This is a genomic window from Hymenobacter armeniacus, from assembly GCF_014699055.1.
GTDB lineage: Bacteria > Bacteroidota > Bacteroidia > Cytophagales > Hymenobacteraceae > Hymenobacter > Hymenobacter armeniacus.
Genome location: NZ_JACXAC010000001.1, coordinates 329,503 through 355,629, shown reverse-complemented (window position 1 = coordinate 355,629; position 26,127 = coordinate 329,503). Strand labels below are relative to the sequence as shown.

At 65.5% G+C, this 26,127-nt stretch carries 21 protein-coding genes; 15 read left to right on the top strand and 6 right to left on the bottom strand.

The window, feature by feature from the left end; translation table 11 throughout:
* Window positions 1-104: 104 nt before the first annotated feature.
* From pseB to IC234_RS01515, 10 genes are all read left to right on the top strand, one after another.
* Entirely contained in the window at window positions 105-1,124 is a 1,020-nt protein-coding gene (pseB, locus tag IC234_RS01560; protein ID WP_190922078.1) for a UDP-N-acetylglucosamine 4,6-dehydratase (inverting), read from the top strand.
* Window positions 1,125-1,141: 17 nt separating this feature from the next.
* Window positions 1,142-2,335 (top strand): UDP-4-amino-4,6-dideoxy-N-acetyl-beta-L-altrosamine transaminase, encoded by a 1,194-nt coding sequence (gene pseC / locus IC234_RS01555; RefSeq protein WP_190922077.1) that lies wholly within the window; start codon window positions 1,142-1,144, stop codon window positions 2,333-2,335.
* Window positions 2,325-3,239, top strand: a complete 915-nt coding sequence (locus IC234_RS01550; protein WP_190922076.1) for an aldo/keto reductase — start codon at window positions 2,325-2,327, stop codon at window positions 3,237-3,239. The genes pseC and IC234_RS01550 overlap by 11 nt, the downstream gene beginning before the upstream one ends.
* Window positions 3,221-4,027 carry an SDR family NAD(P)-dependent oxidoreductase gene (locus tag IC234_RS01545; RefSeq protein WP_190922075.1) on the top strand — a complete coding sequence of 269 codons (807 nt, stop codon included), beginning with the start codon at window positions 3,221-3,223 and terminating at the stop codon, window positions 4,025-4,027. Before IC234_RS01550 ends, IC234_RS01545 begins: the two co-directional genes overlap by 19 nt.
* 6 nt (window positions 4,028-4,033) lie before the next feature.
* Window positions 4,034-4,783 (top strand): cytidylyltransferase domain-containing protein, encoded by a 750-nt coding sequence (locus tag IC234_RS01540; protein WP_190922074.1) that lies wholly within the window; start codon window positions 4,034-4,036, stop codon window positions 4,781-4,783.
* 14 nt (window positions 4,784-4,797) lie between these two features.
* Window positions 4,798-5,694, top strand: a complete 897-nt coding sequence (locus tag IC234_RS01535; protein ID WP_190922073.1) for a class I SAM-dependent methyltransferase — start codon at window positions 4,798-4,800, stop codon at window positions 5,692-5,694.
* A gap of 95 nt (window positions 5,695-5,789) precedes the next feature.
* Window positions 5,790-6,536 carry a class I SAM-dependent methyltransferase gene (locus IC234_RS01530; RefSeq protein WP_190922072.1) on the top strand — a complete coding sequence of 249 codons (747 nt, stop codon included), beginning with the start codon at window positions 5,790-5,792 and terminating at the stop codon, window positions 6,534-6,536.
* A 96-nt stretch (window positions 6,537-6,632) separates the two neighbouring features.
* Window positions 6,633-7,223, top strand: a complete 591-nt coding sequence (locus IC234_RS01525) for a GNAT family N-acetyltransferase (RefSeq protein ID WP_190922071.1) — start codon at window positions 6,633-6,635, stop codon at window positions 7,221-7,223.
* Window positions 7,207-9,150 (top strand): NAD-dependent epimerase/dehydratase family protein, encoded by a 1,944-nt coding sequence (locus IC234_RS01520; protein WP_223827422.1) that lies wholly within the window; start codon window positions 7,207-7,209, stop codon window positions 9,148-9,150. The genes IC234_RS01525 and IC234_RS01520 overlap by 17 nt, the downstream gene beginning before the upstream one ends.
* A 5-nt stretch (window positions 9,151-9,155) precedes the next feature.
* Window positions 9,156-9,830, top strand: coding sequence for an HAD family hydrolase (locus tag IC234_RS01515; RefSeq protein WP_190922069.1), 675 nt, complete (start codon window positions 9,156-9,158; stop codon window positions 9,828-9,830).
* Window positions 9,831-9,834: 4 nt separating this feature from the next.
* Here IC234_RS01515 and IC234_RS01510 read toward each other — a convergent pair whose 3' ends face one another.
* The 6 genes from IC234_RS01510 to IC234_RS01485 form a co-directional block, all read right to left on the bottom strand.
* A complete protein-coding gene (locus tag IC234_RS01510) occupies window positions 9,835-11,268 on the bottom strand; it encodes an efflux transporter outer membrane subunit (RefSeq protein WP_190922068.1) in 1,434 nt (477 codons plus the stop codon).
* 195 nt (window positions 11,269-11,463) lie between these two features.
* Window positions 11,464-14,631, bottom strand: a complete 3,168-nt coding sequence (locus tag IC234_RS01505; protein ID WP_190922067.1) for an efflux RND transporter permease subunit — start codon at window positions 14,629-14,631, stop codon at window positions 11,464-11,466.
* A gap of 152 nt (window positions 14,632-14,783) precedes the next feature.
* Window positions 14,784-15,962, bottom strand: coding sequence for an efflux RND transporter periplasmic adaptor subunit (locus IC234_RS01500; protein WP_223827421.1), 1,179 nt, complete (start codon window positions 15,960-15,962; stop codon window positions 14,784-14,786).
* Between the two features lie 31 nt (window positions 15,963-15,993).
* Window positions 15,994-16,263, bottom strand: a complete 270-nt coding sequence (locus tag IC234_RS01495) for a hypothetical protein (protein WP_190922065.1) — start codon at window positions 16,261-16,263, stop codon at window positions 15,994-15,996.
* Window positions 16,264-16,438: 175 nt separating this feature from the next.
* On the bottom strand, window positions 16,439-17,818 hold the full coding sequence (locus IC234_RS01490; protein ID WP_190922064.1) for a sensor histidine kinase: 1,380 nt from the start codon (window positions 17,816-17,818) through the stop codon (window positions 16,439-16,441).
* 12 nt (window positions 17,819-17,830) lie between these two features.
* Window positions 17,831-18,505 carry a response regulator transcription factor gene (locus IC234_RS01485; protein ID WP_190922063.1) on the bottom strand — a complete coding sequence of 225 codons (675 nt, stop codon included), beginning with the start codon at window positions 18,503-18,505 and terminating at the stop codon, window positions 17,831-17,833.
* 163 nt (window positions 18,506-18,668) lie between these two features.
* Between IC234_RS01485 and pseI the strand changes: the two genes are divergently transcribed.
* The 5 genes from pseI (at window position 18,669) to IC234_RS01460 (ending at window position 26,036) form a co-directional block, all read left to right on the top strand.
* Window positions 18,669-19,712 carry a pseudaminic acid synthase gene (pseI, locus tag IC234_RS01480; protein ID WP_190922062.1) on the top strand — a complete coding sequence of 348 codons (1,044 nt, stop codon included), beginning with the start codon at window positions 18,669-18,671 and terminating at the stop codon, window positions 19,710-19,712.
* Window positions 19,712-21,001 carry a glycosyltransferase family protein gene (locus tag IC234_RS01475; protein WP_223827420.1) on the top strand — a complete coding sequence of 430 codons (1,290 nt, stop codon included), beginning with the start codon at window positions 19,712-19,714 and terminating at the stop codon, window positions 20,999-21,001. Before pseI ends, IC234_RS01475 begins: the two co-directional genes overlap by 1 nt.
* A gap of 124 nt (window positions 21,002-21,125) precedes the next feature.
* Window positions 21,126-23,117 carry a LamG-like jellyroll fold domain-containing protein gene (locus IC234_RS01470; RefSeq protein ID WP_190922061.1) on the top strand — a complete coding sequence of 664 codons (1,992 nt, stop codon included), beginning with the start codon at window positions 21,126-21,128 and terminating at the stop codon, window positions 23,115-23,117.
* Between the two features lie 31 nt (window positions 23,118-23,148).
* The gene (locus IC234_RS01465; RefSeq protein WP_190922060.1) at window positions 23,149-24,522 is read left to right on the top strand and encodes a DUF7033 domain-containing protein; all 1,374 of its coding nucleotides are present in this window, start codon (window positions 23,149-23,151) and stop codon (window positions 24,520-24,522) included.
* A gap of 38 nt (window positions 24,523-24,560) precedes the next feature.
* The gene (locus IC234_RS01460) at window positions 24,561-26,036 is read left to right on the top strand and encodes a lipopolysaccharide biosynthesis protein (protein ID WP_190922059.1); all 1,476 of its coding nucleotides are present in this window, start codon (window positions 24,561-24,563) and stop codon (window positions 26,034-26,036) included.
* Window positions 26,037-26,127: the final 91 nt, after the last annotated feature.

The window sequence follows — 26,127 nt, the reverse complement described above, 5'->3', positions numbered from 1 at the left end:
TTGAACGACTCCCGACGCGAACCGAAGCACAGCTTCGGGGTACAATCTCTCTAGCAACACCAATTGAACTACTTTTGTCCTCCTGTTTCGGCTTACTCTTTTTCATGGCTCTCGACCTCAACCACAAATCCATCCTCGTCACGGGGGGCACCGGCTCGTTCGGCAAGCAGTTCGTGCGTACCGTTTTCGAAAAATTCCCGCAGGTGAAGCGCCTCGTGGTGTTTTCGCGCGATGAGCTGAAGCAGTACGAAATGAGCCAGGAGTTCAGCCCGGCCCAGTACCCGGCCATCCGCTACTTCATCGGCGACGTGCGCGACCCCCAGCGCCTGCACCGCGCCTGCGAAGGCATCGACATCGTGATTCACGCCGCCGCCCTCAAGCAGGTGCCCGCCGCCGAGTACAACCCGATGGAGTGCATCAAAACCAACATTTTTGGCGCCGAAAATGTCATCAACGCCGCCCTCGACTCCGGCGTGAAGGACGTGGTGGCCCTGAGCACCGACAAGGCCGCCGCGCCCATCAACCTCTACGGCGCCACCAAGCTGTGTTCCGACAAGCTGTTTGTGGCCGCCAACAACATGAAGGGCTCGCGCGACCTGCGCTTCTCGGTGGTGCGCTACGGCAACGTTATCGGCTCGCGCGGCTCGGTGGTGCCGTTCTTTTTGCAACAGCGCCACACGGGCGTGCTGCCCATCACCCACCCCGACATGACGCGCTTCAACATCTCGCTCGAAGAAGGCGTGGACCTGGTGCTCTATGCGCTGGAGCACGCCTGGGGCGGCGAGATTTTCGTGCCCAAAATCCCGAGCTACAAAATCACGGAAGTGGCCCGCGCCATCGGGCCGGAGTGCGAGCAGAAAATCGTGGGCATCCGCCCCGGCGAGAAGCTACACGAGGCCATGATTACGGAAACCGACGCCCTGAGCACCGTGGAGCTGGACCGCTACTACGTCATCCTGCCCTCGATGCCGACCTGGGACGTGGAGAAGTTCATCCAGAATTTCAACGGCCGCCGCGTGCCGCTGGGCTTCTACTACGACTCGGCCAACAACGAGGAATGGCTGGACGCGGAGCAGATTCGCGAGGAAATTCGCCTGCACGTGGACGCCGAATTTGGGGTCTGAATATTTTAGCAGGTTCCATGGCTGAATCGTCCTTCTATCCCTCCCGCCCCCTGCCCTACGGCCGCCAGCACATCACGGAGGCCGACGTGGCCGCGGTAACGGCCGCCCTGCACGCCGACTACCTCACCCAGGGCCCGACCGTGGCCGAGTTTGAGAAGCAGTTTGCCGCCTACGTGGGCGCAACGTACGCCGTGGCCGTGGCCAACGGCACGGCCGCCCTGCACCTCTGCGCCCTGGCCCTGCACGTGCAGCCCGGCCAGCGCGTCATCACCACGCCGCTTACCTTCGCGGCTTCGGCCAACTGCGTGCGCTACTGCGGCGGCGAGGTGCACTTTGCCGACATCGACCCGGAAACCGGGCTGATTGACTTAGCCAAGGTGCGCGCCTTACTGAAAGCGCACCCCAAAGGCCATTTCACGGGCCTGATTCCGGTGGATTTTGCCGGCCTGGCAGTGAACCTGGAGGAGGCCCGCCAGCTGGCCGACGAGTTTGGGCTCTGGATAATTGAGGACTCCTGCCACGCGCCGGGCGGCTTTTTCATCGATTCGCAGGGTCGGGAGCAGCGCTGCGGCAATGGCCAGTTTGCCGATTTGGCCATCTTCAGCTTCCACCCCGTGAAGCACATTGCCACCGGCGAGGGCGGCATGATTACCACCAATTCCGAGCAGCTGTTCCACCACCTGCTGCGCCTGCGCACCCACGGCATTACCCGCGACCCGGCCGACCTGCGGCGCGAGCCCGACGGCGGCTGGTACATGGAAATGCAAGAGCTGGGCTACAACTACCGCCTGCCCGACTTCAACTGCGCCCTGGGCCTGAGCCAGCTCGCCCGCGCCGACGAAGGCCTGGCCCGCCGCCGCCAGCTGGCCGCGCAGTACGATGCCGCCTTTGCCCAGGTGCCCGGCGTGACGGTGCTGGCCCCCGGCCGCCCCGGCCACGCCTACCACCTCTATGTCATCGAAATTGCCAACCGCAAAGGGCTGTACGACTTCCTGAAAACGCGGCAGATTTTTGCCCAGGTGCACTACATTCCGGTGCACCGCATGCCCTACTACGAAGGCCTGGGCTGGCGGGCCGGCAACTTCCCGCTGGTGGAAGAATACTACGCCCACTGCCTCAGCATCCCGCTTTTTCCCACGCTCACCGACGAGGAACAAGCCTACGTGGTGGCGTGCATCACCGAGTTTGTGACTGCTGATAATGCCGGTTAGCAGCCCCGCGACTTCCGCTGATTTTCTGAGCCGGCTCGCGCTGGGCACGGTCCAGTTCGGGCTCGACTACGGCATCAACAACACCGCCGGACGCCCCTACGACGCGGCCGTGCACGCCGTATTGCGCACCGCCCAAACCGCGGGCATCACGCTGCTCGACACCGCCGCGGCCTACGGCGACAGCGAAGTCCGGCTGGGCCACTGGCTGAGCGAGCATAGCCCGGCCGCCGCGCCGTTTCAAGTTGTGACCAAGCTGGCCGCCGGTTCGGCCGCCCAGGTGCAGCACCAGCTGCAGGAGTCACTGGCGCGGCTGCGGCAGCCTGCCGTCTATGGGGTCATGTTTCACAGCTTCAATGCTTTTCGGGAGCAGGCAGTGGGTTGGGAGGCGTTGCAGGAAGCCCGCCACGCGGGGCTGGTGCAGCGCATCGGGCTGTCGCTTTACCACCCGCAGGAGGCGGCGTGGCTGCTGGAAACTGGGCTCGATGCCGACTTAGTGCAGGTGCCTTTCAACGTGTTAGACCAGCGCTTTGGACCTCTGCTGCCGGAACTGGCGCGGCGCGGGGTGGAGGTGCACGTGCGGTCAGCTTTTTTGCAAGGCTTGCTGTTGCGCGACCCGTCTGCCCTGCCTCCCTTCTTTGCGCCGCTGGCCCCCAAGCTGACCCGGCTGCGCCGCTTGGCCCAGGATGCAAACGTGTCGCTTCCGGCCTTGCTGCTGCAGTTTGCGGCTTTCGCGCCGGGGGTGGCGCGCTTGGTGGTGGGCGTGGATTCGGCGGCTAATTTGCAGGAAAATGTAGCGGCCGGCGCATTTTCGCGGCTCGCCGAGCAGCTGCGCCCCGAACTGCTGGCGCTGGCCGAAACCACCGACGAATTTATCCTGCCCTACGCATGGCCGCCCCGCTCCTAGCCGATTATTCCAAGCTGTTTGACCTGACAGACCGACTTATTCTCGTGACGGGTGGCTACGGCCACCTGGGCCGGGCCATGGTGCTGGGCCTGCTGGCGCATGGGGCCCGCGTGGTGGTGCTGGCCCGCCATGAGGCCAGCTTTGCGGAGCAATTCGCCGCCGAAATCCCTGACGGCCGCGTGCACTTTCAAGTCTGCGACGTGGCGTCCACGCCCTCGGTACAAGCCGCGTTCCGTGCCATCCGCGAACAGCACGGCGCGCCGCACGTGCTCATCAACAACGCCGTGTACAGCGCCGGCCAGCAGCCCGATGCCCTGACCGACGAGCAGTTCGCCCACGGCCTCGACGGCTCGGCGGGCAGCGCCTACCGCTGCCTGCGCGAGGTGCTGCCCTACCTGCGCGAAAACGGCGGCGGCAAAATCATCAACGTGGCCTCCATGTACGGCATGGTAGCGCCCGACTTTGCCGCCTACGACGCGCACCCGCAGTTTCTGAACCCGCCCCACTACGGCGCGGCCAAAGCCGCTGTTATTCAACTCACCAAGTACTTTTCTTCGTATCTGGGGCCCGAAAACATTCAGGTAAACTGCGTATCGCCGGGCGCTTTTCCGAGCGCGCGGGTGCAGGAGCAGGCTGGTTTCGTGGCCGAGTTGGAACGGCGCAACCCGCTGGGCCGCATCGGCCGGCCCGAGGATTTGGCGGGGGCTTTTGTGTACCTGAGTGCATCTGCTTCCGATTTTGTCACGGGCCATAATCTAGTGGTCGACGGCGGCTGGACCATTCGCTAACGCTCCATGTCCCCGACCCATTCTGCCCGTATCGTCGTCATCATTCAGGCCCGCATGAGTTCCACACGGCTGCCGGGCAAGGTGCTGCTGCCCCTGCCGCTGGAGGGCCCCACCAGCATCTTGGGCCACGTGGTAGCCCGGGCTAAGCTTGTGGCGCCCGGCCAGCCGGTGGTAGTGGCTACTTCCACCCTGACCGCCGACGATGCCTTGGCCGCCGCCGCACAGGCACTACAAGCCGAGGTATTTCGGGGCGATGAAGCCGACGTACTCGGCCGGTTCGTGGGGGCACTGGACGGCAGGGAAGCCGAGGCCGTGGTGCGCATTACGGCCGACAACCCGGCCATTGACCCAACGTTTGTGCGGGCGGCCGTGGCCCATCACCTCGCCACCGGCGCCGACTATACCCTGACCACCGGCCTGCCGCTGGGCACCAACGTGGAAGTCATTGCGGCCGCGGCCCTGCGCCGCGCCGCGGCCGAAGCCACCCGCCCCGAAGAGCGCGAGCACGTGACGCCTTACCTGCGCCGCCACCCCGAGCTTTTTCGCTTGGAGGAATTGCCCTGCGCGGTGCCTGCGGCCGTGGCCGCCCTACGCCTGACCGTGGACTACCCCAGCGACTACGCCCTGCTGCACCTGCTGTACTCGCAACTGCCCGCCACTTTTTCGCTCACCGAGCCCGACGGCCTGTCCACGCTGCTGGCACGGTTCCCCTGGCTGGCGCGCATCAACGACCAAAACACCCAGGTTCAGCCCTAACGCCCGGCTTTCCCATGACTCTACCTAACACCCTGCGCCTCAACGAATACGGTTTCTACGAAGTCATCGACAAGCCCAGCCCGACGGAGCTGAGCGACTACTACGCCCGGCGCTACTACCAGGAAGGCCTCACCACCTACCAGCCCAGCTACCCGCCCGAAGAGCTGGAGCACATAGAGGGCAAGTTGCGGCTGCGGCGCTGGGTGCTGGAGCAACTGCGGCCCGAAACGGGAGCCGCCGCGCCCAAGTCTTTTCTGGACATTGGCTGCGGCGAGGGCTGGGCGCTGGCCCACTTCCACCGCCAGGGCTGGGACGTGCTGGGGCTGGATTACAGCAGCTTCAGCGTGGAGCGGTTTCAGCCCGAGCTGCGGGCGTACCTGCGCACCGGTGATATTGTGGAGCAGCTGGCTCAGCTGATTGCCGACGGCCGCTCGTTCGATGTGCTGTGGCTCGACAATGTGCTGGAGCACGTGCCCGACCCGGCCGCGCTGCTGCGGCAATGCCGGGCGCTGGTGGCGCCCAGCGGCACGCTGGTGGTGGAGGTGCCCAACGATTTTTCGGCCCTGCAAAACTACCTGTTGGAGCAGGGCCACATCGACCGCCCTTTCTGGGTGGTGCTGCCCGACCACCTGGCCTACTTTAACCAGACCGGCCTGCGCAACGTGGCCCAGGCCACGGGCTGGCGCGTGGCCAAAACCCTTGCCGACCAGCCCATTGACCTCAACTTGCTCAACTCCGCCACGAACTACGTGATGAACCGCGCCGCCGGCCCGGGCGCCCACCGCGCCCGGCTCGAACAAGACAACCTGCTGCTGCGCACGGCGCCGCTGCCGGCCGTGGCGGCCTACTACGAAGCCATGGCCGGCGTGGGGCTGGGCCGAAATATCGTGGCATTTTTGCAGCCGGTTTAGTTGTCAGTTGTTCGTTGTCAGTTGTCAGGTCTTTTTGATTTGAGTTGACGAACGAACCCTAGCAACTGACAACGAACAACTGACAACTACTCCCCATGTCCTCCCCCATCAGCGTCCTCAGCGGCGCGCCCGTAGCCGAGCAAACACGCCGCGAGAATTTCGCCCAAAGCCTGCGCGAGTCGCCCATTCCCAACACCGAGCTGCTCAACAACCTGGGCCTGTACCTGAACCGGCAGACGTTCTCGCGCCTGCTGTTTTTCACCGAGCTCTACCAGCAAATCATTCCGGTGCACGGCGTGGCCATGGAGTTTGGCGTGCGCTGGGGCCAGAATCTGGCCCTGATGCACGCGCTGCGCGGCATCTACGAGCCGTTCAACTACAACCGCAAAATCATTGGGTTCGACACCTTCGGCGGCTTTCCGTCGGTGGACGAGAAGGACGGCAAGCTGGTGAAGGAAGGCGACTACGGCGTGACGCCCGAGTACCAGGACTACCTCACCCAGATTCTGGCCCTGCACGAGGCCGACAGCCCCATTCCGCACAAGCGCAAGTTTGAGCTGGTGGCCGGCGACGCTTCCGAAACCGTGCCCCGCTACCTGCGCGACCACCCCGAAACCGTCATCGCCTTCGCCTATTTCGACTTCGACATCTACGCCCCCACCAAGGCCTGCCTCGAAGCCATCCGGCCCCGCCTCACCAAGGGTGCCATCGTGGCCTTCGACGAGCTGAACTGCCCCGAGTTCCCCGGCGAGACGCTGGCGTTTGACGAGGTGTTCGGCGTGGCCAACTACGCGCTGCGCCGCAGCCCGCTCAACCCGCTGATTTCGTATCTGGTGGTGTAGGGTTTAGTTGTCAGTTGCTCGTTGTCAGTTGTCAGAGCCATGTCAGCTGGTTGATTTGTGACCCGACAACTAACAACGAGCAACTGACAACCAACCATGACCTACCGCCCCCTCCCTGCCGCCGACTACCGCTGGAACGACTACCAGCTCATTCCCATTCGCTACGAGGACCGGGAGCCTATTCGCGCCTGGCGCAATGCCCAGCTGCCGGTGCTGCGCCAGGCCGAGCCCCTCACGGCCGAGCAGCAGGAAGCCTATTTCCAGCGCGTGGTGCTGCCGCTGTTTGCGCAGGAACGGCCGGGGCAGCTGCTGTTTTCGCTGTTGCACGCCGGCCAGTTGATTGCCTACGGCGGCCTGGTGCACATTTCCTGGCCGGATTTGCGGGCGGAGGTGTCGTTTTTGGTCGACCCCGTCCGGGCGGCCGATGCGGCCACGTACCGGCAGGATTTTCTGGCCCACCTGCGCCTGCTGGGGCGGGTGGCGTTTGAGGGCCTGCAATTCAACCGCTTGTTTACCGAGACCTACGACATCCGCCCGGCGCACGTGGCCATTCTCGAAGAAGCGGGCTTCCGGCTCGAAGGGCGTTTGCGGCAGCATGTGCAGCTTGCGCCGGGTACTTTTGCCGACTCACTGATGCACGGCCAGCTGGCCGCCGACTATGCCACAGCCTTTGGTTCTGCCCTTTAAACGAATTTTCATCAGCGGCGGCGCCGGCGTCATCGGCCAGGAAATGGTGCGCCTGCTGGCCGCGCTGCCCGCCGACATCGACGTGCTGGTGGGCGACCTCAAACCCCGGCCCGCCAACTTTCCGGCCCGCTTTCAATACCGGCAGGGCGACCTCAACTTCCTCACCGAGCAGGAAATTGGCGTGTTTGCGCCCGAGGTGTTCATCCACCTGGCGGCCACCTTCGAGCGCTCCACCGAAACCTACGGCTTCTGGGAAGAGAATTTCCAGCACAACGTACGCCTCAGCCACCACCTCATGACGGTGCAGAAGGACCTGCCCTCGTTGCGGCGCGTGGTGTTTGCCAGCAGCTACCTCATCTACGACCCTGAGCTGTACAACTTTGCGGAGGTGCCGGCGCAGCCCCGCAGCCTGCGCGAAACCGACCCCATCCTGCCGCGCAACCTGACCGGCATGGCCAAGCTGGCCCACGAAATTGAGCTGCGCTTTTTGCAAACCTACCGGGGCGCGCAGTTCAGCACGGCCATTCCGCGCATCTACCGCGGCTACGGGCGCAATGGCCGCGATATCACCTCGCGCTGGGTACGCATGCTGCTGGCCGGCGAGGAAATCACGGTGTACGGCGCCGAGTCGTTTTTCGACTACCTCTACGCCGCCGACACCGCCGAGGGCCTGCTGCGCCTGGCGGCGGCCGAAACGGTGAGCGGCATCATCAACCTCGGTACCGGCCGGGCCCGGCGCGTGGCCGACGTGGTGGCCGTGCTGAAGCAGAACTTCCCCGACCTGCGCGCCACCTACGTAGCCTCGGATATTCCCTTCGAGGCCTCGCAGGCAGACATGAACCTGTGGCGCAGCCAGATAGACTGGCTGCCGCCCACGACGCTGGAGCAGGCCATTCCCGAAATCATTGCCTTCGAGCGCGCCCGCCTGCAGGCCACGGCCGCCGCCAAGGCACCCGGCCACGTGCTCATCAGCAGCGTGGCGGCCAAGGTGCCGCTGGTGCGGGCCGTGCAAGCCGCCGCCCAGCGCCTGCACCCAGAAATGAATGTCATTGGCGGCGATATGAACCCCGCCTGCTTGGCCCAGCATTTCACCGACGACTTTTGGCAAATGCCCGCCACCGCCGACCAGAACCTGGCCGACATCATTGCCCAATGCCAGGCCCGCGGCATCGGGCACGTCATTCCCACGCGCGACGGCGAGCTGGCGTTTTGGAGCCGGCACCGCGCCGCGCTGGCCGAAGCCGGCATCGCGGTGCTGGTGAGCCCGCCCGAGGCCGTGAGCCGCTGCCTGGACAAGATTGAATTTGCCGTATTTGGGCAGGAACACGGCCTGCCGGTCATTCCCACCGCGCTGGGCCTCGATGCGCTGCCGGCCGCCCCGGGCAGTACCGGCTTTGTGGTGAAAGAGCGCCACGGCGCCGGCTCGCTCAGCCTGGGCCTGAACCTGCCCGAAGCCACGGCCCTGACTCACGCCCAGGCGCTGCAGGAGCCAGTTTTTCAGCCTTTTATCCAGGGACGCGAAATCAGCGTGGACGCCTACGTGGACCGCGCCGGCCGCGTGCACGGCCTGGTGCCGCGCACCCGCGACATCATCGTGCACGGCGAATCGCAGGTGAGCACCACGCTCACCGACCCCGCTTTAGTGGCCCGCCTCACGCCCCTGGTGGAGAAACTGGGCCTCTACGGGCCGCTGGTGCTGCAAGCCCTGCTCACCGACGATGGCGGCCTGCACCTCATCGAGTGCAATTGCCGGTTTGGCGGGGCTTCCACGCTGGGCATTGCGGCGGGCGTTGACTCGTTTTTCTGGTTTTTGCAGGAAGCCGCCGGGGCTGATTTGAGCCAATACCCCTTCCGTCCGGCGGCTGGTCCGCTGCGCCAGGTGCGCGCCGCCGCCGATGTGGTGATGCCGGCCCCCACGCCCGAATAGCCGCCATGCCCGTCCTCGTTTTCGACCTCGACGATACCCTTTACCCCGAGCTGAGCTACGTGCACAGCGGCTTCCGGGCCGTGGCGGAGTTTCTGAGTCCGCTGCTGCACCAGCCGGCCGAAACCCTGGCCGCGGGCATGATTGCCGAAGAGGCCGAGCAGGGCCGCGGCCAGGTGTTCGACAACGTGCTGCGCCGGCACGGGCGCTGGACCAAAACCCTGGTGGCGGCCTGCCTGCGCCACTACCGCCAGCACCGCCCCCAGCTCGCGCTCTATCCCGACGCTGAGCGCTGCCTGGCCCGGTTTGCGGCATGGCCGCTCTACCTCGTCACCGACGGGCACAAGGAGGTGCAGGCCCGCAAAGTGGCCGCCTTGGCCGTAGCCCGGCACGTGCGCCACGCCTACCTCACCAACCGCTACGGCCGCCACCGGGCCAAGCCCGCCCCGCACGTGTTTGAATTGATTTGCCGGCGCGAAGGCGTACCGCCCGGCCAGGTGATTTACGTGGGCGACAACCCGCGTAAGGACTTCGTGGGCATTAAGCCGCTGGGCTTCAAAACAGTACGCATCCTGCGGGGCAACTACGCCCACCTCGAAGCCGATGCGGCGCACGAAGCCGACCGCCGCATTTACACCCTGGACGAACTGACTGCGGAATTCGTGGCCGAGTTGGTGGGCTAGCCGCTCACTGCCAGCCGCCCCCCAGCGCCCGGTACAGGCTCACGCTTTGCAGCAGCTGCCGCTGGCGCGATTCGGCCAGGCTTAGCTCGGCCTCCAGCACGCTGCGCTGGGCGGTAATGACTTCCAGGTAAGTAGCGTAGCCGGCCACGAATAGCTTGTTAGAGGTCGTCACGGCTTTGGTGAGCAGCTCCACTTCCTGCTGGCGGGCGGCCGAGGCGGCGCGGTAATTTTCCAGCCCCTGCAGGCCGTTCACCACCTCCCGAAAGCCGGTTTGCAGGCTCTGCTGGTAGCGGTAGTAGGCCTCATAGCTGCCGGCCGTGGCCAGGCGGAAATCGGCCCGGAACTGGGCCCGGTTGAGCAGCGGGCCGGTGAGGCCGGCCAGCGCGCCGTAGGCCAGCGAGGTGGGGTCGAACAGCGTGCCGGTGCGGTAGGAGTTGAAGCCCACGTAGGGCGTGAGGGTGAGGGCGGGCAGGAAGGCGGCGCGGGCGGCGGCCACGTCGGCGCGGGTAGCCTGCAGTTCCAACTCGGCCTGGCGCACGTCGGGCCGGCGCAGCAGGGCCGAGGCCGGCACGCCGGCACTCAGGCGCTCGGGCAGCACCTGCCCGGGCAGCGGCCGGCCGCGCGTGATGGGCTGCTGGTAGCGCCCCATCAGTTGGTTGAGGCCGGTTTCGGCTTCGGTCACGCGCTGGCGGGCTTCGTGCCCCAGGCTCTCGGTACGGGCCACCTGGGCGGCAAACTGCTGCACGGCTAGTTCGGTGGCGCGGCCGGCCTGCTTCTGGATGCGCATCAGCTTCAGGGCCTCGCGCTGCAGGCTGATGTTGCGGTCGAGCACGGCCAGCTGGTTGTCGGCCGTCAGCAGCTCGTAGTAGAGGCGGGCCACTTCAGCCACCACGTTGGTCGTGACGAGGCGGCGGCCCTGCTCCGAGGCCAGCACGCGCAGGAAGGCGGCCTGGCGGCGCTGCTTCAGCTTGCCCCAGATGTCAATTTCCCAGGAGCTGCGCAGCCCCACAAAGAACTCCGGCGTCACCGGGCCCGGGATGCGCTGCTGCCCGTCGATGTTGGGCGAGAGGTTGGTGTCGAAATTGCCCACGCCGTTGAGGGTGTAGCGGCCGTAGCGGTCGGCGCCGGCCGAGGCGGCGGCGGCCACGGTGGGCAGCAGGGCGCCGCGCCGGGCCAGGTAGTTGGCGCGGGCGGTTTCGACGCGCTGCAGGGCCACCTGCAGGTCTAGGTTCTGGCGCAGGGCCGTGTCGATGAGGGCCGTCAGGGCGGGGTCCTGGAAGAACTGCCGCCAGGGCTGGCGGCCGGCGCTGGCGGTGTCGGCCGGGGGCTGGGTGAAGGCGGTGGGCACGGCCGGGGCACAGGTGGGGGCGTCGGGCGCGGCCACGCGGCAGCCAGCAGCGAGGAGCAGGACGGAGAGGAGGGCGGGGAGTAAGCGCATGGGATGGTCGTTCTGGCGTGGCGCCTCACCCCCCGGCCCCCTCTCCTCAAGGAGAGGGGGAGCTACGGCGGCGCGGGCGGCGCGGCGCGAACTGAAAGTCCGCGCGTGATGTGTCAATCAATTCGCGAACTGATAGTCCGCGCTACAATTCGGCTGGCTCCCCTCTCCCCGGGGAGAGGGGCCGGGGGTGAGGCGTCAATGCGCCACCAACTCGCGCACTTCCTCTACCTCGTTCTCTTCCAGATTCTTCACCTTTTCAAACGAGGCAAACAGCACGTACAGCCCGGGAATGAGCACCATGCCGAACAGCGTGCCGATGAGCATACCGCCCGCCGCCGCCGTGCCGATGGAGCGGTTGCCCAGGGCCCCGGCGCCGCTGGCCACCACCAGCGGAATCAGGCCGGCGATGAAGGCGAAGGAGGTCATGAGGATGGGGCGCAGGCGGGAGACGGCGCCCTCCACGGCGGCGGTAAGTACGCTGGCCCCGGCCCGGCGCCGCTGCTCGGCAAACTCGATGATGAGGATGGCGTTTTTGCCCAGCAAACCCACCAGCATCACCAGCGCCACCTGGGCGTAGATATTGTTTTCCAGTCCCAAAAGCTTGAGGCTGAGAAAGGCGCCGAAGATGCCGGTGGGCAGGCTCAGCAGCACGGGCAGCGGCAGCAGCAGGCTTTCGTACTGCGCCGCCAGCAGCAGGTACACGAAAATGAGCACCACGCCGAACACGTACAGGGCCTGGTCGCCGCTCAGGATTTGCTCGCGCGTCATGCCGCTCCACTCGTAGGCGTAGCCGCGCGGCAGCTCTTTGGCGGCCACCTTTTCGATGGCCGTAATGGCGTCGCCCGACGAGAAGCCGGGAGCCGAGTCGCCGTTGAGCATGGCCGAGGTGTACATGTTGTAGCGCGTGAGCTGGTCGGGGCCGAACACGCGCTCCAGCTTGATGAAGGTGGAGAAGGGCACCATCTCGCCGCGGGTGTTTTTCACGTGCAGGGCCAGCAGGTCGTCGGGCCGCGTGCGGTACTCGGGGCCGGCCTGCACCATCACCTTGTACATCTGCCCGAAGCGGATGAAGTTCGAGGCGTAGTAGCTGCCCATCAGTGTTTGCAGCGTGCTCATGGCCGCGTCCACGGTCACGCCCTTTTTGGCCGCCATGTCCTGGTCGACGTGAATGAGGTACTGCGGAAAGTTGGGGTCGAAGGAGGTGAAGGCCCCGCCGATGGCCGGGTCTTTCCGCAAAGCGGTGAGAAAAGTCTGCGACACGGCCGCCGTTTTCTGCAGGTCGCCGGTGCCCGACTTGTCCAACAAGCGCAGCTCGAAGCCGCTGCTGTTGCCGAAGCCCGGCACCGTGGGCGGCGGCAGAAACTGAATGTCGGCGTCGGCAATATTCTTGGTTTTTTCCTCCAATTCAGCAATGAACTGCGCCACTGACTGCTCGCGCTGGTCCCAGGCCTTGAGGTTAATCATGCCCATGCCATAGCTCGAACCGGCCACTTCGTTCACCAGACTATAGCCTGCCAAAGTCGACACCGACTCCACCGGCCCGAGCTGGCTGGCAATGCGTTGCACCTCGTCGAGCACGGCCTCGGTGCGCTCCACGGTGGCGCCGGCGGGCGTGGTCACGTTCACGTACACCATGCCTTGGTCTTCGGTCGGAATAAAGCCCGAGGGCAGAATCCGGTTCACGCCCCAGGTAGCCGCGCAGAAGCCTGCCAGCACCAGCAGCGTCACTAGGCGCCGGCCGGCCACGGCCCGCAGCAGGCCCTGGTAGCGCCCCGCCAATGCGACATAACGCTTGTTAAAGCCGGCAAAAAACCGGCCCATCAAGCCCTTGGGTTGTTCGCCCTCCGCCAGCGGCGTGTGCTTGAGCATGAGCGCGCACAAGGCTGGCGTTAGGGTCACGGCGTTGATGCCGGAAATGACAATGGCAATGGCCAGCGTGAGCGAAAACTGCCGGTAGAACACGCCCACCGGCCCGTCCATGAAGGAAACCGGGATGAACACGGCCGACATCACCAGCGTGATGGCAATGAGCGAGGAGCTGATTTCGCCCATGGCCTCGAAGGTGGCGGCGCGGGCGGGCAGGTGTTTTTCCTGCATCTTGGCGTGCACGGCCTCCACCACCACAATGGCGTTATCGACCACAATGCCAATGGCCAGCACTAAGGCAAACAGCGTGAGCAGGTTAATCGAAAAGCCCAGCATCTGCATGAAGGCCAGCGTGCCCACCAGCGCCACCGGCACCGCCAGCGCCGGAATCAACGTCGAGCGCCAGTCCTGCAAAAACAGGTACACAATCACGAACACTAGCAAAAATGCCTCCACCAGCGTCCGCAGCACCTCGTGAATGGAGGCATCGAGGAAGCGCGACACGTCGTAGGCGATGCTGTACTTCATACCCGGCGGAAAACTGGTTTCCTGTAGCTCCGCCATGCGCTTTTTCACGTTGGCAATAACGTCCGACGCGTTGGAGCCGGGCCGCTGCTTGAGCATGATGGCCGCCGAGGGCCGGCCGTCGGTTTTGGAGGCCATGCTGTAAGTGAGCGAGCCGAATTCCACGTCGGCCACTTCGCGCAGGCGCAGCACCGAGCCGTCGGCGTTGGCCCGCACCACGATGTTGCGGTACTGCTCGGGCTCGAAAAACTTGCCCGTGTAGCGCAGCACGTACTGCATGGCCTGCGCCTTCTCGGCCCCCGAGCTTTCGCCCGATTTGCCCGGCGCCGCCTCCACGTTCTGCGCCCGAATGGCCGCCACCACTTCATCGGTGCCCACGTCATAGGCCGCCATCCGGTCGGGCTTGAGCCACACCCGCATCGAGTACTCGCGCGAGCCCATGATTTCGGCAAAGCCCACGCCATCAATGCGCTTGAGCTCCTGCAACACGTTGATATCGGCGAAGTTGTAGATGAACTTCTCGCCCGCCGCCTTGTCGTCGCTCGTCACGTTGAGGTAGAGCAGCATGGAGTTTACCTCCTTTTCCGTAGTCACGCCGGCCTTGATGACTTCCTCCGGCAGCTCGTCCAGAATGGTCGTCACGCGGTTTTGCACGCCCACGGCGGCTAGGTCCGGGTCGGTGCCCACCTTGAAAAACACGGTGATGAGCGTCACGCCGTTGTTGGAGCTCACCGAGTTCATGTAGGTCATGCCCGGCACCCCGTTGATGGCGCGTTCCAGCGGCGTGGCCACGGCTTTGGCGCACACTTCGGCGTTGGCGCCGGTATACTTGGCCGTCACCGTCACCGAGGGCGGCACAATGTCCGGAAACTGCGTGATGGGCAGCGTGAACAGCGCCAGCCCGCCCAGCAGCACCAGAAACACTGAAATAACCAGCGAGAGTATCGGCCGGCGAATGAAGATATTGAACATAGGCAGTAGCGCCGACTTTCAGTCCGCGGCTAAATGAATGTGTAAGAGTCCGGTGCGCTGTAGCGCGGACTTTGCAGTCCGCGTCCCCGCGCCGTCAGGGTATCGTTCGGGTTTCCGCCGGGGACGCGGACTACAAAGTCCGCGCTACATCCCTACCGCGCCGCCAGCAGCGAGTCCAGCGTCACCGGGCGCGGGCTGATGCGCTGACCGTCCTTCAGGCTGGCGGCGCCTTCGTACACCACCCGCTCGCCGGGCTTCAGGCCGTCCTTCACCACGTAGAAATCGCCGGTGCGGGCCTGGGGGTGGAAGTTGCGCATGTGCACCACGCCCTGCTGGTCCACCACGTACACGTAGTTTTTGTCCTGAATCTCGAACACCGACTTCTGCGGCAGCAGCAGCGCCGCTGGCAGCGTGGTAGTCAGCCGCACGCGGCCCGACGCGCCGTGCTTGAGCATGCGCTGCGGGTTCGCAAACCGCGCCCGGAAGGCCAGCGAGCCCGTGTTGGGGTTGAACTCGCTCTCGGTGGTTTCGATGCGGCCCGCCAGCGGGTAAGCCGAGCCGTCGGCCAGCGTGAGGCGCACCGAGTCGGAGTGGCGGTCGGGGTGGCGCTCCCGGGCCTTCACGTACTGCAGGTACTCGCCCTCGCCCACGTTGAAATAAGCGTATACCTCGTGCAAATCCGATACGGTGGTGAGGAGCGTGCCTTCCTCCACCACGCTGCCCCGCTTGAGCGGAATCCGGTCGATGATGCCATCAAACGGCGCCCGCACCAGCGTGTAGCCCAGGCTGAGGCGGGCGGCGGCCTCGCCGGCGCGGGCCTCGGCCACGCGGGCTTCGGCGTCCTTCACCTTGCTAGTGGTCAGGGCCAATTCGGTTTTGGCGATGATGTTTTCCTGCACCAGCAGGCGCACCCGCTCGCGTTCCAGCCGGGCGGCGCTGGCTTGGGCCTGCGCGCCGGCCAGCGCCGCCCGGGCCTGGCTCAGCCGGTTCTGGTGGGCGCTGGCGTTGAGGCGGAACAGCGGCTGGCCCTTCTTCACGGGCCGCCCCTCGTCCACAAAAATCTCCTCCAGAAAGCCCGCTACCTGGGCCCGCACTTCCACGTTACGCACGGCCTGCACATCGGCCACGTAGTCCTGAAACAGCTCCTGCTCAGTGGTTTTGAGGGCCACCACGGGCAGCACCTCGGGCGCGGCGGACTGCTCGGCCGTTTTGCCGTCGGCCGAGCAGCTGCTCAGGCCGGCGGCCAGGGCCGTGAATAGGGCGCCGCCCAGCAGGCAGGTGCGCAGCCGGCTTTTGGGAGCAATGGGGACGCGGCGCGCCAACTTAGGCAAGGGGTTTGGAATCATGGTGAAAGAATGGCGGCTACTGGGTGACCAGGGCCGGGCCGGGGGCGAGGTGGCGGGTGAGGGTGAGCAGGCTGTCTTGCTGCTGCTGGTGCTGCTGGCAGCTGGCGAGCTGCCGCTGCGTTTGGTGCAGGTCGGCGGTGGTGGCGGCCAGTTCGGCGCTGACGTCGTCGGGCCAGGCCTCAATCCAGCCCGCCATCAGCAGCGCGTTCAGCCCCAGCGACAGGGCGAGCACGCCGCCGAGCAGCAGCGTCAGGAAATTAAGAGAGCGGGCATCTGAGCGGGTCATCAGGGTCGGGCAGCCGAAGCCAGGTGAAACGTGCCACAAAGGACCCGACCCCGCATTAGAATGAGATGAGAAGCGTATGAGAAAACATGAGAGCCTCGCTCATGCGCCGGCTAGCTGCGGCCTCCCCTGCTTTGTGCGGGCGGCTCCGGGCCCCGCATCCGTTACCACGGCTCCGCTACAGCGGCAGGGCCGGCAGCCACATGGTGGCCGTGGTGCCCTGCCCCGGCGCCGAGGCGATGTCGAGATGGCCGCCGTGGCGCTGCACCACGCGCTGCGTCAGAGGCAGGCCCAGGCCGTACCCGGGGCGGCCCATGGCGCCCGTGGCGCGGTACAGGGGCTCGTAAATTTTCTGCAGCTCCTCGGGCGAAAGGCCGGGGCCCGCGTCCTGCACGCGCACGCGCAGGGTGTGCGCGTCGCTGTAGGCCAGCTCCGTGCGCACCGGCCCCGAGGAATATTTGCCGGCGTTGTCGAGCAGATTCAGCACGGCGGTGGTCAGCAGCTCGGCGTTGCCCAGCAGCGTGAACAGGTCGCCCTCGGTTTCGGCCGGAAACTCGCCGATGGACAGCCGCCACTCCCGGCCGGGGTACTTGGCGCGGGCAAAGTCCAGGGCTTGGTTGAGGCACTCGTCGAGGCGCACGGGGGCGAAGGCCGGCAGGGCGCCATCGGCCCGGGCCAGGTTGAGCAGGCCGTTGGTGAGGGCGCTGAGGTGGCGGGCGGCGCTCAGGGCCTGGGCCAGGCTCTGCTGGGCTTCGGGCAGGGTGCGGTCGTACTCCAGGGCGGTTTCGAGCGTGCCAGCTAGCGTGGTGATGGGGGTGCGCAGCTCGTGCGAAGCATGCGAAAGAAAGCTGCGCTGCACCTCAAAAGCTTGCTCGAGCCCGGCCAGCATGGTGTTTATCACGCGGCTCAGCTGGGCCAGCTCGTCGCGGCCGTTGCCCTCCGACAGGCGCCGCCCCAGGCTGGCCGCCGAGATGCGCCGGGCCTGCCGGATGATGCGGGCAATGGGTCGCAGGGCCGAGCCGGCAAAAAACCAGCCGGCCACCACCGTAACCGCCAGGGCCCCGAGGTTGCCGAGCAGCAGCAGCCAGCCCAGCTGCCGGTGCTGCGTCCACCCCACCCGGTCTTCGGCCGACACAAAAATGCGGTAGTAGCCGTGCGGCGGGTGCGCAAAGGACAAGCCGATGGTTTCGCGGTGGCCTTCGGCCGGGTAGGTGCGCTGCTGGCCGGGGCCCAGCCCGCGCAGGCGCTTGCGGTTGGTGGCCTGGTCGATGTGGTCGTCGCTGCTGTAGCGTAGCGTGTTGTCGGGGCCGTAGATGCTGATTTGTTCGCGGGAAAGGATGAGCAGGTCGTCGCGGCGAAGCGAGCCCATCATGCCGTTTTCGAGCTTGTGGGTGCGCACCAGCAGGCGGCCCGCCAGCGTGGCGCTGTTGGCCAGGCGGTGGGCAAAGCGCTGGGTGCGGGCGTTGGCGTGAAACAGGTAGATGAACGTGGAAAAGCTGAGCTGAATGCCGAGCACGAGCAGGGTAAAGCGCAGCATCAGCTTGTTCCGAATCAACATGGGCTCAACCGGTTATTGCTCCCGCATCACATAGCCCATGCCTACCACGGTATGAATGAGCTTGGGCTCGAAGCCTTTGTCAATCTTTTTGCGCAGGTAGCCGATGTACACGTCGATGATGTTGGTCGTGGTGTCAAAATCGACTTCCCACACCCGCTCGGCAATGTCGACGCGCGACACGATGCGGCCCTGGTTCAGCAGCAGGTGCTCGAGCAACGAATACTCGCGGGTGGTGAGGTCGATGCGGCGCCCGGCGCGGGTCACGATTTTCGAGTCGAGGTTCAGCTCCAGGTCGGCCAGGCGCAGCAGCTGGGGGGCGCCGGTTTCGGCGTAGCGCTTGGTGAGGGCCCGGGCGCGCAGCAGCAGCTCCCTGAACGCGAAGGGCTTGGCGAGGTAGTCGTCGGCCCCGGCCTCGAAGCCGGCTTCCTTGTCGGCCAGGCTGTCGAGGGCCGTGAGCATGAGCACCGGCACGCGGTGCCGCCCCGCCCGGATGAGCCGGCACAGCTCCACGCCGTTGAGGTGCGGCAGGTTCACGTCGAGAATGACCAGGTCGTAGGGCTGCTGCTGGTACAGCGACCAGCCCGTGCTGCCGTCGTAGCCCACGGTCAGTTCGTAGCCTTCGTGCTCAAACCCTTTTTTGATAAAGGACGCCACCTGGGGCTCATCTTCGACCAGCAGAATTTTCATACCCGGAGAGGCGGTGCATGCGCCCGTAAGCGGGGCGAAAGTACGCACCGGCCCGCAACGCGCCCCGCCGGGGCCCGGGCCGACCTCTGGCCCTGCCCTTCCCAGGCGCCGCGCTTGCTCCCTTCGGCCGCTACCTTTACGGCTCGATTTGACTTGTCCTGAAATGACCGAAATATCAATTGGCGGCCGGCCGGTGGGCCCCGCCCACAAGCCCTTCATCATCGCCGAAATGTCGGGCAACCACAACCAGAGCCTGGAGCGCGCCCTGGCCCTCGTGGATGCCGCCGCCGAAGCCGGCGTGGACGCCCTCAAGCTGCAGACCTACACCGCCGACACCATCACCATGGACACCGGCTTCGCTATCGACGAGGAAGGGCAGTCGCTGTGGGAAGGCAAAAACCTGTACAAGCTCTACGAGGAGGCCCACACGCCCTGGGAATGGCACGCCGAGCTGTTTGCCCGCGCCCGGCAGCACGGCATGCTGGCTTTCAGCTCGCCGTTTGACGAGACGGCGGTGGACTTTCTGGAAACGCTGGACGTGCCGGCCTACAAAATTGCCTCCTTCGAAAACGCTCACTGGCCGCTGCTGCGCAAGGTGGCCGCCACCGGCAAGCCCGTCATCGTGAGCACGGGCGCCGCCACGCTGGCCGAAATCGACGACGCGGTGCGGGTGCTGCGCGAGGCGGGCTGCCGCGAGCTGGTGCTGCTGAAATGCACCAGCACCTACCCCGCCTCGCCCGCCAACACCAACCTGCGCACCATCCCCGTGCTGGCCGAAACCTTTGGCTGCCCCATTGGCCTGAGCGACCACACCATGGGCGTGGGCGCCAGCGTGGCGGCCGTGGCCCTGGGCGCCTGCGTCATCGAAAAGCACTTCACCCTGAGCCGCGCCGAGGGCGGCGTCGACTCGGCGTTTTCGTTGGAGCCGCACGAGTTGAAAGCCTTGGTCGTTGAGACCGAGCGCGCCCACCAGGCGCTGGGCACCGTGCAGCTGTGCATTCAGACCGGGGAGGAGAAAAGCCGCCTCTACAAGCGCAGCATCTACGTGGCCAAGCCCATTGCCGCGGGCGAGGCCTTCACCACCGACAACCTGAAAATCATCCGCCCCGGCGACGGCCTCTGGCCCCGCCACTGGGAAACCGTGCTGGGCCGCAAAGCCACGCACGCCCTCCAGCCGGGCACTCCGCTCACCTGGGACTCGCTGTAATGCCGGGCCCCACGCTGCCCCTGCTGCCGCGGCTGCGCGACATTCTGCAGCTGCGCTTTTCGGCCGTGTTTGCCACGCTGCCGGCGGCGGCCATGGCCAGCATTTCGCCCGCCAACCCGCTCAAGCGGCTGGCCCGGGTGCTGGGCTACGCGGGCCTGCGGCTGGTGGGCAACGTCTTTAAGCCGATAAAAAACCCGGAAGACCTGCGCGGCAAAGTGTGGCTCTACGTGGTGAGCGCCAACAATTACGACGCCCTGGACTTCATCCGCCAAGCGCGGCCCGACGCCGTGCTGCTCGCCGGGCAGGCCAAGAACATCGGCCGCTACAACGGGGCCGTGAACCGGCTGTCGCTCCGGCGCAAGCTGCTGTACTACTGGCAATTTCCGGTGGCATTGCTGGGGCTGCTGCGCACGGAAGGCCGGCGGGCGTGGCGGTTTTTCGATTTCATCTTTTACGCCATCGGCTACTACGAAGTGTACCGGCGGGCCCTGCGCCACTACCGGCCGCGGGCGGTAATATTCTCCAACGACCACAACGACGACACCCGCTCCCTGCTGCTGGCCTGCCGCGCCGAGGGCGTGCCCACGGCCTACGTGCAGCACGCCAGCGTGAGCACGAGCTTTCCGCCGCTGGGCTTCGACCTGAGCCTGCTCGAAGGCCAGGACGCGCTGGACAAGTACCGGCAGTGCGGCCCCGTGCACGGCCGCGTAGAGCTGGTGGGCATGCCCAAGGCCGATGCCTTCCTGGGCCTGAAAAACACCGCGCCGGCGGTGCGGCGCGTGGGCGTGGCCAGCAACGTGCACGACCCCCTTCCGGCCCTGACGGAGGCGCTGCGCTTTCTGCTGCAGGAATTTCCGGACCTCTCTTTCACGCTGCGCCCCCACCCCAGCGACCCGCGCGACTTCGGGCCCCTGCGCCGTGCCCTACCCGGCCTGCGATGGTCGGATGCGCGGCAGGAAAACGTGTTTGCCTTTCTCCAAAACCACGACGCGCTGATAGCCGCCGACACCTCCACGCACCTGGAAGCCACGCTGTTGAATCTGGTCAGCATTTACTACCGCTTCAGCGCCAACCCGCTTATCAACGACTATTACGGCTACGCGGCGCATGGCCTTGTGGATGAGGCCCGCGACCTGCCCGAGCTGCGGGACCTGTTGTTGCGGTACCGGGCGCAGAAGCCGGCCGGCCACTACCGCCGGGCGGCTTACTACAACGCCACGCTAGGCACCGCGAACGAAGGACGCAGCCAGGCGCTGGCGTTGGCGCTACTGGCCGATTGGCTACACTAAAATTCCCTGTTGTTGCTCTGGGCTTACCTTTAGCTTGGCTAATTTCTACCTGTTAATGAAACACTTCTCCGCACTACTAACTGGTTTACGGCTACGCCAACAGGCGTCAAGCCTGTTTTTATTGATGACATTGATTGTCATCGGCTTTAGCGCCCGCGCGCAAACTTTGCCCGGCTCTGGCAATGCCTTGACGTTTAACGGCGTCAACAGCTACATCAATTGCGGCCCAGGCAATCGGGGCATCACGCAGCAGGTGACGGTGGAGGCCTGGATAAAGACTTCGAGCAACGCTTACCAGTGGATATTGGGCAAATACTTCAACTCCGTGTTTGAAGAAAAAGGCTACCACCTCGTGGTATCGGGAGGCAATGCCTATTTCAATGGCCGCATCGGGATTGGCGTCTACATGAGTTCCGGCCCGTCAGCGGCTCGAATTGACGACGGAAAATGGCACCACTTGGCGGGGGTGTGCAACTTCAGCACCTGGCAGATTTACGTGGACGGCATCTTGGAAAACACCGGCGTTTACCCGGCTTCCCAATCGGACCTCACCACCACAACGCCCATGGTTATAGGGTGCTACGATGTGCAGAGCGGCCAGTTTTTTAACGGCGACATCGATGAGGTACGAGTATGGCGCACCGCCCGCACGCAGGCCGAAATCCGCGACAACATGTGCCGCAAGTTTGCCGCAGCGCCCACGAGCCTGGCCGCGTATTATCGCCTGGACCAAGCCTCCGGCTCAACGGCCCTCGACAACGGCTCAGTGCCAACCACTGGCAACCTGGTCAATATTGCGGCGACGAATTGGCACTTATCGGGAGCGCCGCTGGGCGACGCGAGTTCCAACCTTTACGCCAGTGCCTGGCCGGCTGGCAGTCGGGTGGCACTGGGCACCGCCTCGGGCGACTCGGCCATCGTGAGCGGCGTGTCTGCCCAGTCGCGTGGCGTTCAGGTGTATGCCGTGAACAGCGCGCCGTCTATTGCGCCACCGGGCGTGGCTACGCCTTCGTATGTTGGGGTTTTCGCAGTGGGGGCCCCGGCTACTGCCACCACTTATGCTCTGCGCATACGGCCTCAGCTCGGCCCAAACTGTCGTAACGCTTACAGCCGTTCCAGCAACGACCTGGGCTGGAATGCGGTGGCCCAACCGCCGACGTCCAGCACCTCGCTCCTGTTTCCCAATGCGGTTTACAGGAACGAATACATTCTGAGCCCGGGAGTCATTACTTCTGCCGACATCACCGGGGACTCAACCATATGTGCCAGCGCCCGCACGCAGCTAACGCTAACCTCGCCCGCTACTTTTACGGTGCTCTGGAACACAGGAGCCACTACTCCCACGCTTTCCAACGTGGCACCCGGCGTTTATACGGCCACCGTCAGCTTTGCTACGGGCTGTTCGCGGGTGTTGCGCCGCACGGTGCGCGCTTTTCAAGTGCCGAGCCTGGCCATCAGCGGCGATTCCGCGGTGTGTCCCGGAACGGGCACTTCGCTCACGGCAGCGGCCAGCGGAGCCACCGCCTATTTGTGGTCGACCGGCGCGACCACGGCGACGGCTTCCATCACGCAACCGGGCATCTATACCGTGACGGCAACTTATGGCTCGGGCTGCACGGTTGTGGCTCGGCGCACGGTGCGGCTTAATTCGGCGGGGGTTCCGGCGGCTTTCACGCTCGGCGCCGACACGACGCTATGCGAGGGCGACCAGGTGCTGCTGCAGGGGCCCGTGGGCGCGTCGTACCGCTACCAGTGGTCAGACGGTTCGGCCAATCGGCAGCTACTTGTGCAGACGTCGGGGCGCTACACCTTGCGCGTCATCACGGCCTGCGGCGAGCAGAGCGCCAGCCGCACCGTGGCCGTGAACAACTGCCTGAAAGTGCCCAACGTCGTGACGGCCGATGCCGATAAGAAAAACGACTTCTTCGCCATCAAGGGGCTGAAGGGTGATGGCTGGGCGCTGGACGTGTACAACCGCTGGGGCCGCGCCGTTTTCCAAACCGCGAACTACCGCAACGACTGGGGCGCCGAGGCAGCCCCGGGGTTGTATTTCGTGCTGTTGCGGCGGCCCGCCACGGGCTACGTCTACAAAGGCTGGGTGGAAGTGTTGCGCTAAGGGCGTGAGCCGGCGGCCTATCTTCGCGGCCATGCCGGCCCACTCCTCTGCCCTGCCTTTGCCTGCGCCCGCCGTGCCCATCACGGCCGAGGTGCGGCTAGCGTACGTGCTGCGGCATTTTTGGCAGGCTTTTCCCGAAGCGGCGCCGGTTTTGATTGGGTACGCCGGTTCAGGGGCCGCCATCACCGTGGCCGATGGCGCCGGCACCTTCTTCGCCGAAGGCCAGCCCTACCCGACCGCACCGCACTGGCGCGAATGGATGGGCCAGCCGGTGCCCTTCTTCTTCGACGCCGCCCCGCCCGCCGACCTGCTCGCGCTGGGCCCAGGCACGGCGCACATTCGGGCCGATGTCATCTCCGGCGCGTTCTACTTGCTGAGCGGCTGGCAGGAATATTTCTCGGACGAGCGGGACCGGCACGGCCGTTTCCCCTACGCGGCCAGCGTGCAGAAACAATACGGTTTCGTGGGCGTGCCCGTGGTCAACTACTACTTCGACGTGCTGAAAACAGCCGTGAAGCACGTCAGCGGCCAGCGCTTGCAGCCGCGCCGCTGGGCCGGGACCGCGCCGTTTGCCGCCTTCATTTCCCACGATATCGACAACCTGCGCAGTGCCTGGAAAGCGCCGGCCAAAGCCGCGCTCACGCAGGGCCGGCTCTGGTCTTTTGCCCGGCAGCTGGCGCAGCACTTGGCCCGGCCCGACGCTTGGGACAACTTGGAAGCCGTGGCGGCGGCCACCGCGGGGTACGGCGCAAAGTCCACTTTTTTCCTGCTGCCCGAGCACTGTAAGGGCGCCGATGGCACGCCCAACGCCGATTACGCCCTGAGCACTTCGCTGCGGCGGCGCCTGCTCCGGCTTGCGAAGCAGGGCCACGAAATTGGCCTGCACGGCAGCATTGGCACGGCCAAAGACGGCAACCAGCTGCTGCGGGAATGGCAGCGGCTGAAGCTGCCGGCCCACGGCCTGCGCTTTCACTACCTGCGCTGGGAGCCCCGCCGCACGCCCCGGCTGGTGGAGGAAGCGGGCTTTGATTTCGACTCCACGCTGGGCTTTGCCGAGCATTTTGGCTTTCGCCACTCCTACTGCCACCCGTTTTATCCGTTCGACTTCGCCACCGGCGAGGCCCACTGCTTTCTGGAAATCCCCCTGAACGTGATGGATGCCACCCTGCACCACCCCAATTACCTGCAGTTGCCGCCCGAGGAATTGGTGCCCGCGCTGCGGCCCATGCTCGAACAGGTGGCCCGGTTTGGCGGGGTGGTGTCGGTGCTGTGGCATAACGAGAACTTCGACCCCGCCAACCGGCTCAACGGCCCGCGCGAGTTTGCGGCCCTCATGCAGGAGTTGCGGCGCCTCGGGGCAGCATTCGTGACGGGCAAAGAACTGGCCACGGGTGCACTTTTGTAGCGTAAACCGACCCTTCTCATTCCCTTATTCCCGCACTTTTGGGCATCGTTCTGCGCCAGGGCATCCGCAACACCCTGATTTCCTACGTCGGCATGGGCATTGGCTTCGCCAACACCATTTTCGTGCTGCCGCGGCTGCTCACGCCGGGCCAGATTGGCCTGACGAGTTTGCTGGTGTCGTTTGCCACCATCGGGGCCCAGCTCAGCGCGTTTGGCTTTGCCAGCGCCGGCTTGCGCTATTTCCCGTATTTCCGCAACCAGGGGCGCAACCACGCCGGGTTTCTGCCGCTGCTGCTGGGGCTGCCACTGCTGGGCTTTGCGGCCATGACGGTGGTCATGAGCCTCGGCCAGCCCCTGGTGCTGCGCTGGTACGGGCCGGCCGATGCCGCCCTGCTGGGCCAGCACTACGGGGTGGCCGTGGGGCTGGCGGGCGCCATCATGCTGGGTGGGCTGCTCGATGCGTACTTGAAGTCGCTGTTTCACACCTCCTTTGCGTCGTTCTGCCAGGAAATTCTGCTGCGCCTGCTCATCGTGGGGTCGGCCCTGGCCTACAGCGCGCATTACCTGAGCTTTGCGGGCTTTGTGGTGGCCTACGCGAGTGCCTACGCGGTGGTGGCGGTGCTGCTGGTGGCCTATGCGGCGGCCATTGGCGAGCTGCATTTGCGGCCCACCCGGGCGGCCTTGCGCGTGAAGCCGCTGGGCGAAATGCTGGGGTTCGGCGGCTTCGCGCTGCTGAGCAACATCTCGGGCACGGTGCTGCTCAACATCGACAACATCATGGTGGGCGCCAAGGTGAGCCTGGCAGCCGCCGGCATTTATTTGGTGGCCACCAACGTGAGCACGGCCCTCACGCTCCCCTTCCGGGCCCTCAACAAAACGGCCTTCTCGCTCATCGCCGAGTATTGGAAGGAGCAAGACCTGGGCAAAATGGGGGCTTTCTATCAGCGCGTTACGCGTGTCAACACCCTGGTGGGCTGTTACCTGGCCCTCGGCATTGGGCTGAACCTCGACTTTATTTTCAGCCTCATTCACCGGCCCGAATACGCTGCCGGCGCAGGGGCCGTGGTGCTGTTGCTGGTTGGGCGGCTGTTCGACGGCATCACGGGCGTCAATGGCACCATCGTCGTCACCTCGCCCCGCTACCGCTTCGATTTGCTGTTCAACGTGCTCCTGGCCTCGGCCGTGGTGGGCCTGAACTGGCTGCTCATCCCGCGCTACGAACTGGTAGGCGCAGCCTTGGCGTACTGCGTGGCGCTGGTGAGCATCAACACCGTGCGCACGTGGTTTGTGTGGCATTTCTACCGGCTGCAGCCCTTCGATGGCCACATTCCGCGCCTGCTACTGGTGGCGGCCGTGGCCGGGCTGGCCACCTGGGCCCTGCCCACCTTACCCAACCTGTGGCTCACCATGCTGATGCGCGGCAGCGTGCTCACGGTGCTCTACGGCGCGGGCGTGCTCCTGACGGGCACCGCCCCCGAAGCCGTGGCCCTGCTGCGCAAACTGCGCCGCCGTTGAAGGGAGTAGAGACGCAACATCTTGCGTCTTATCGTTGAACGACCAAGACCGCGCTGAGATGCGCAGCCATAACGACATCAGCAACGACGAG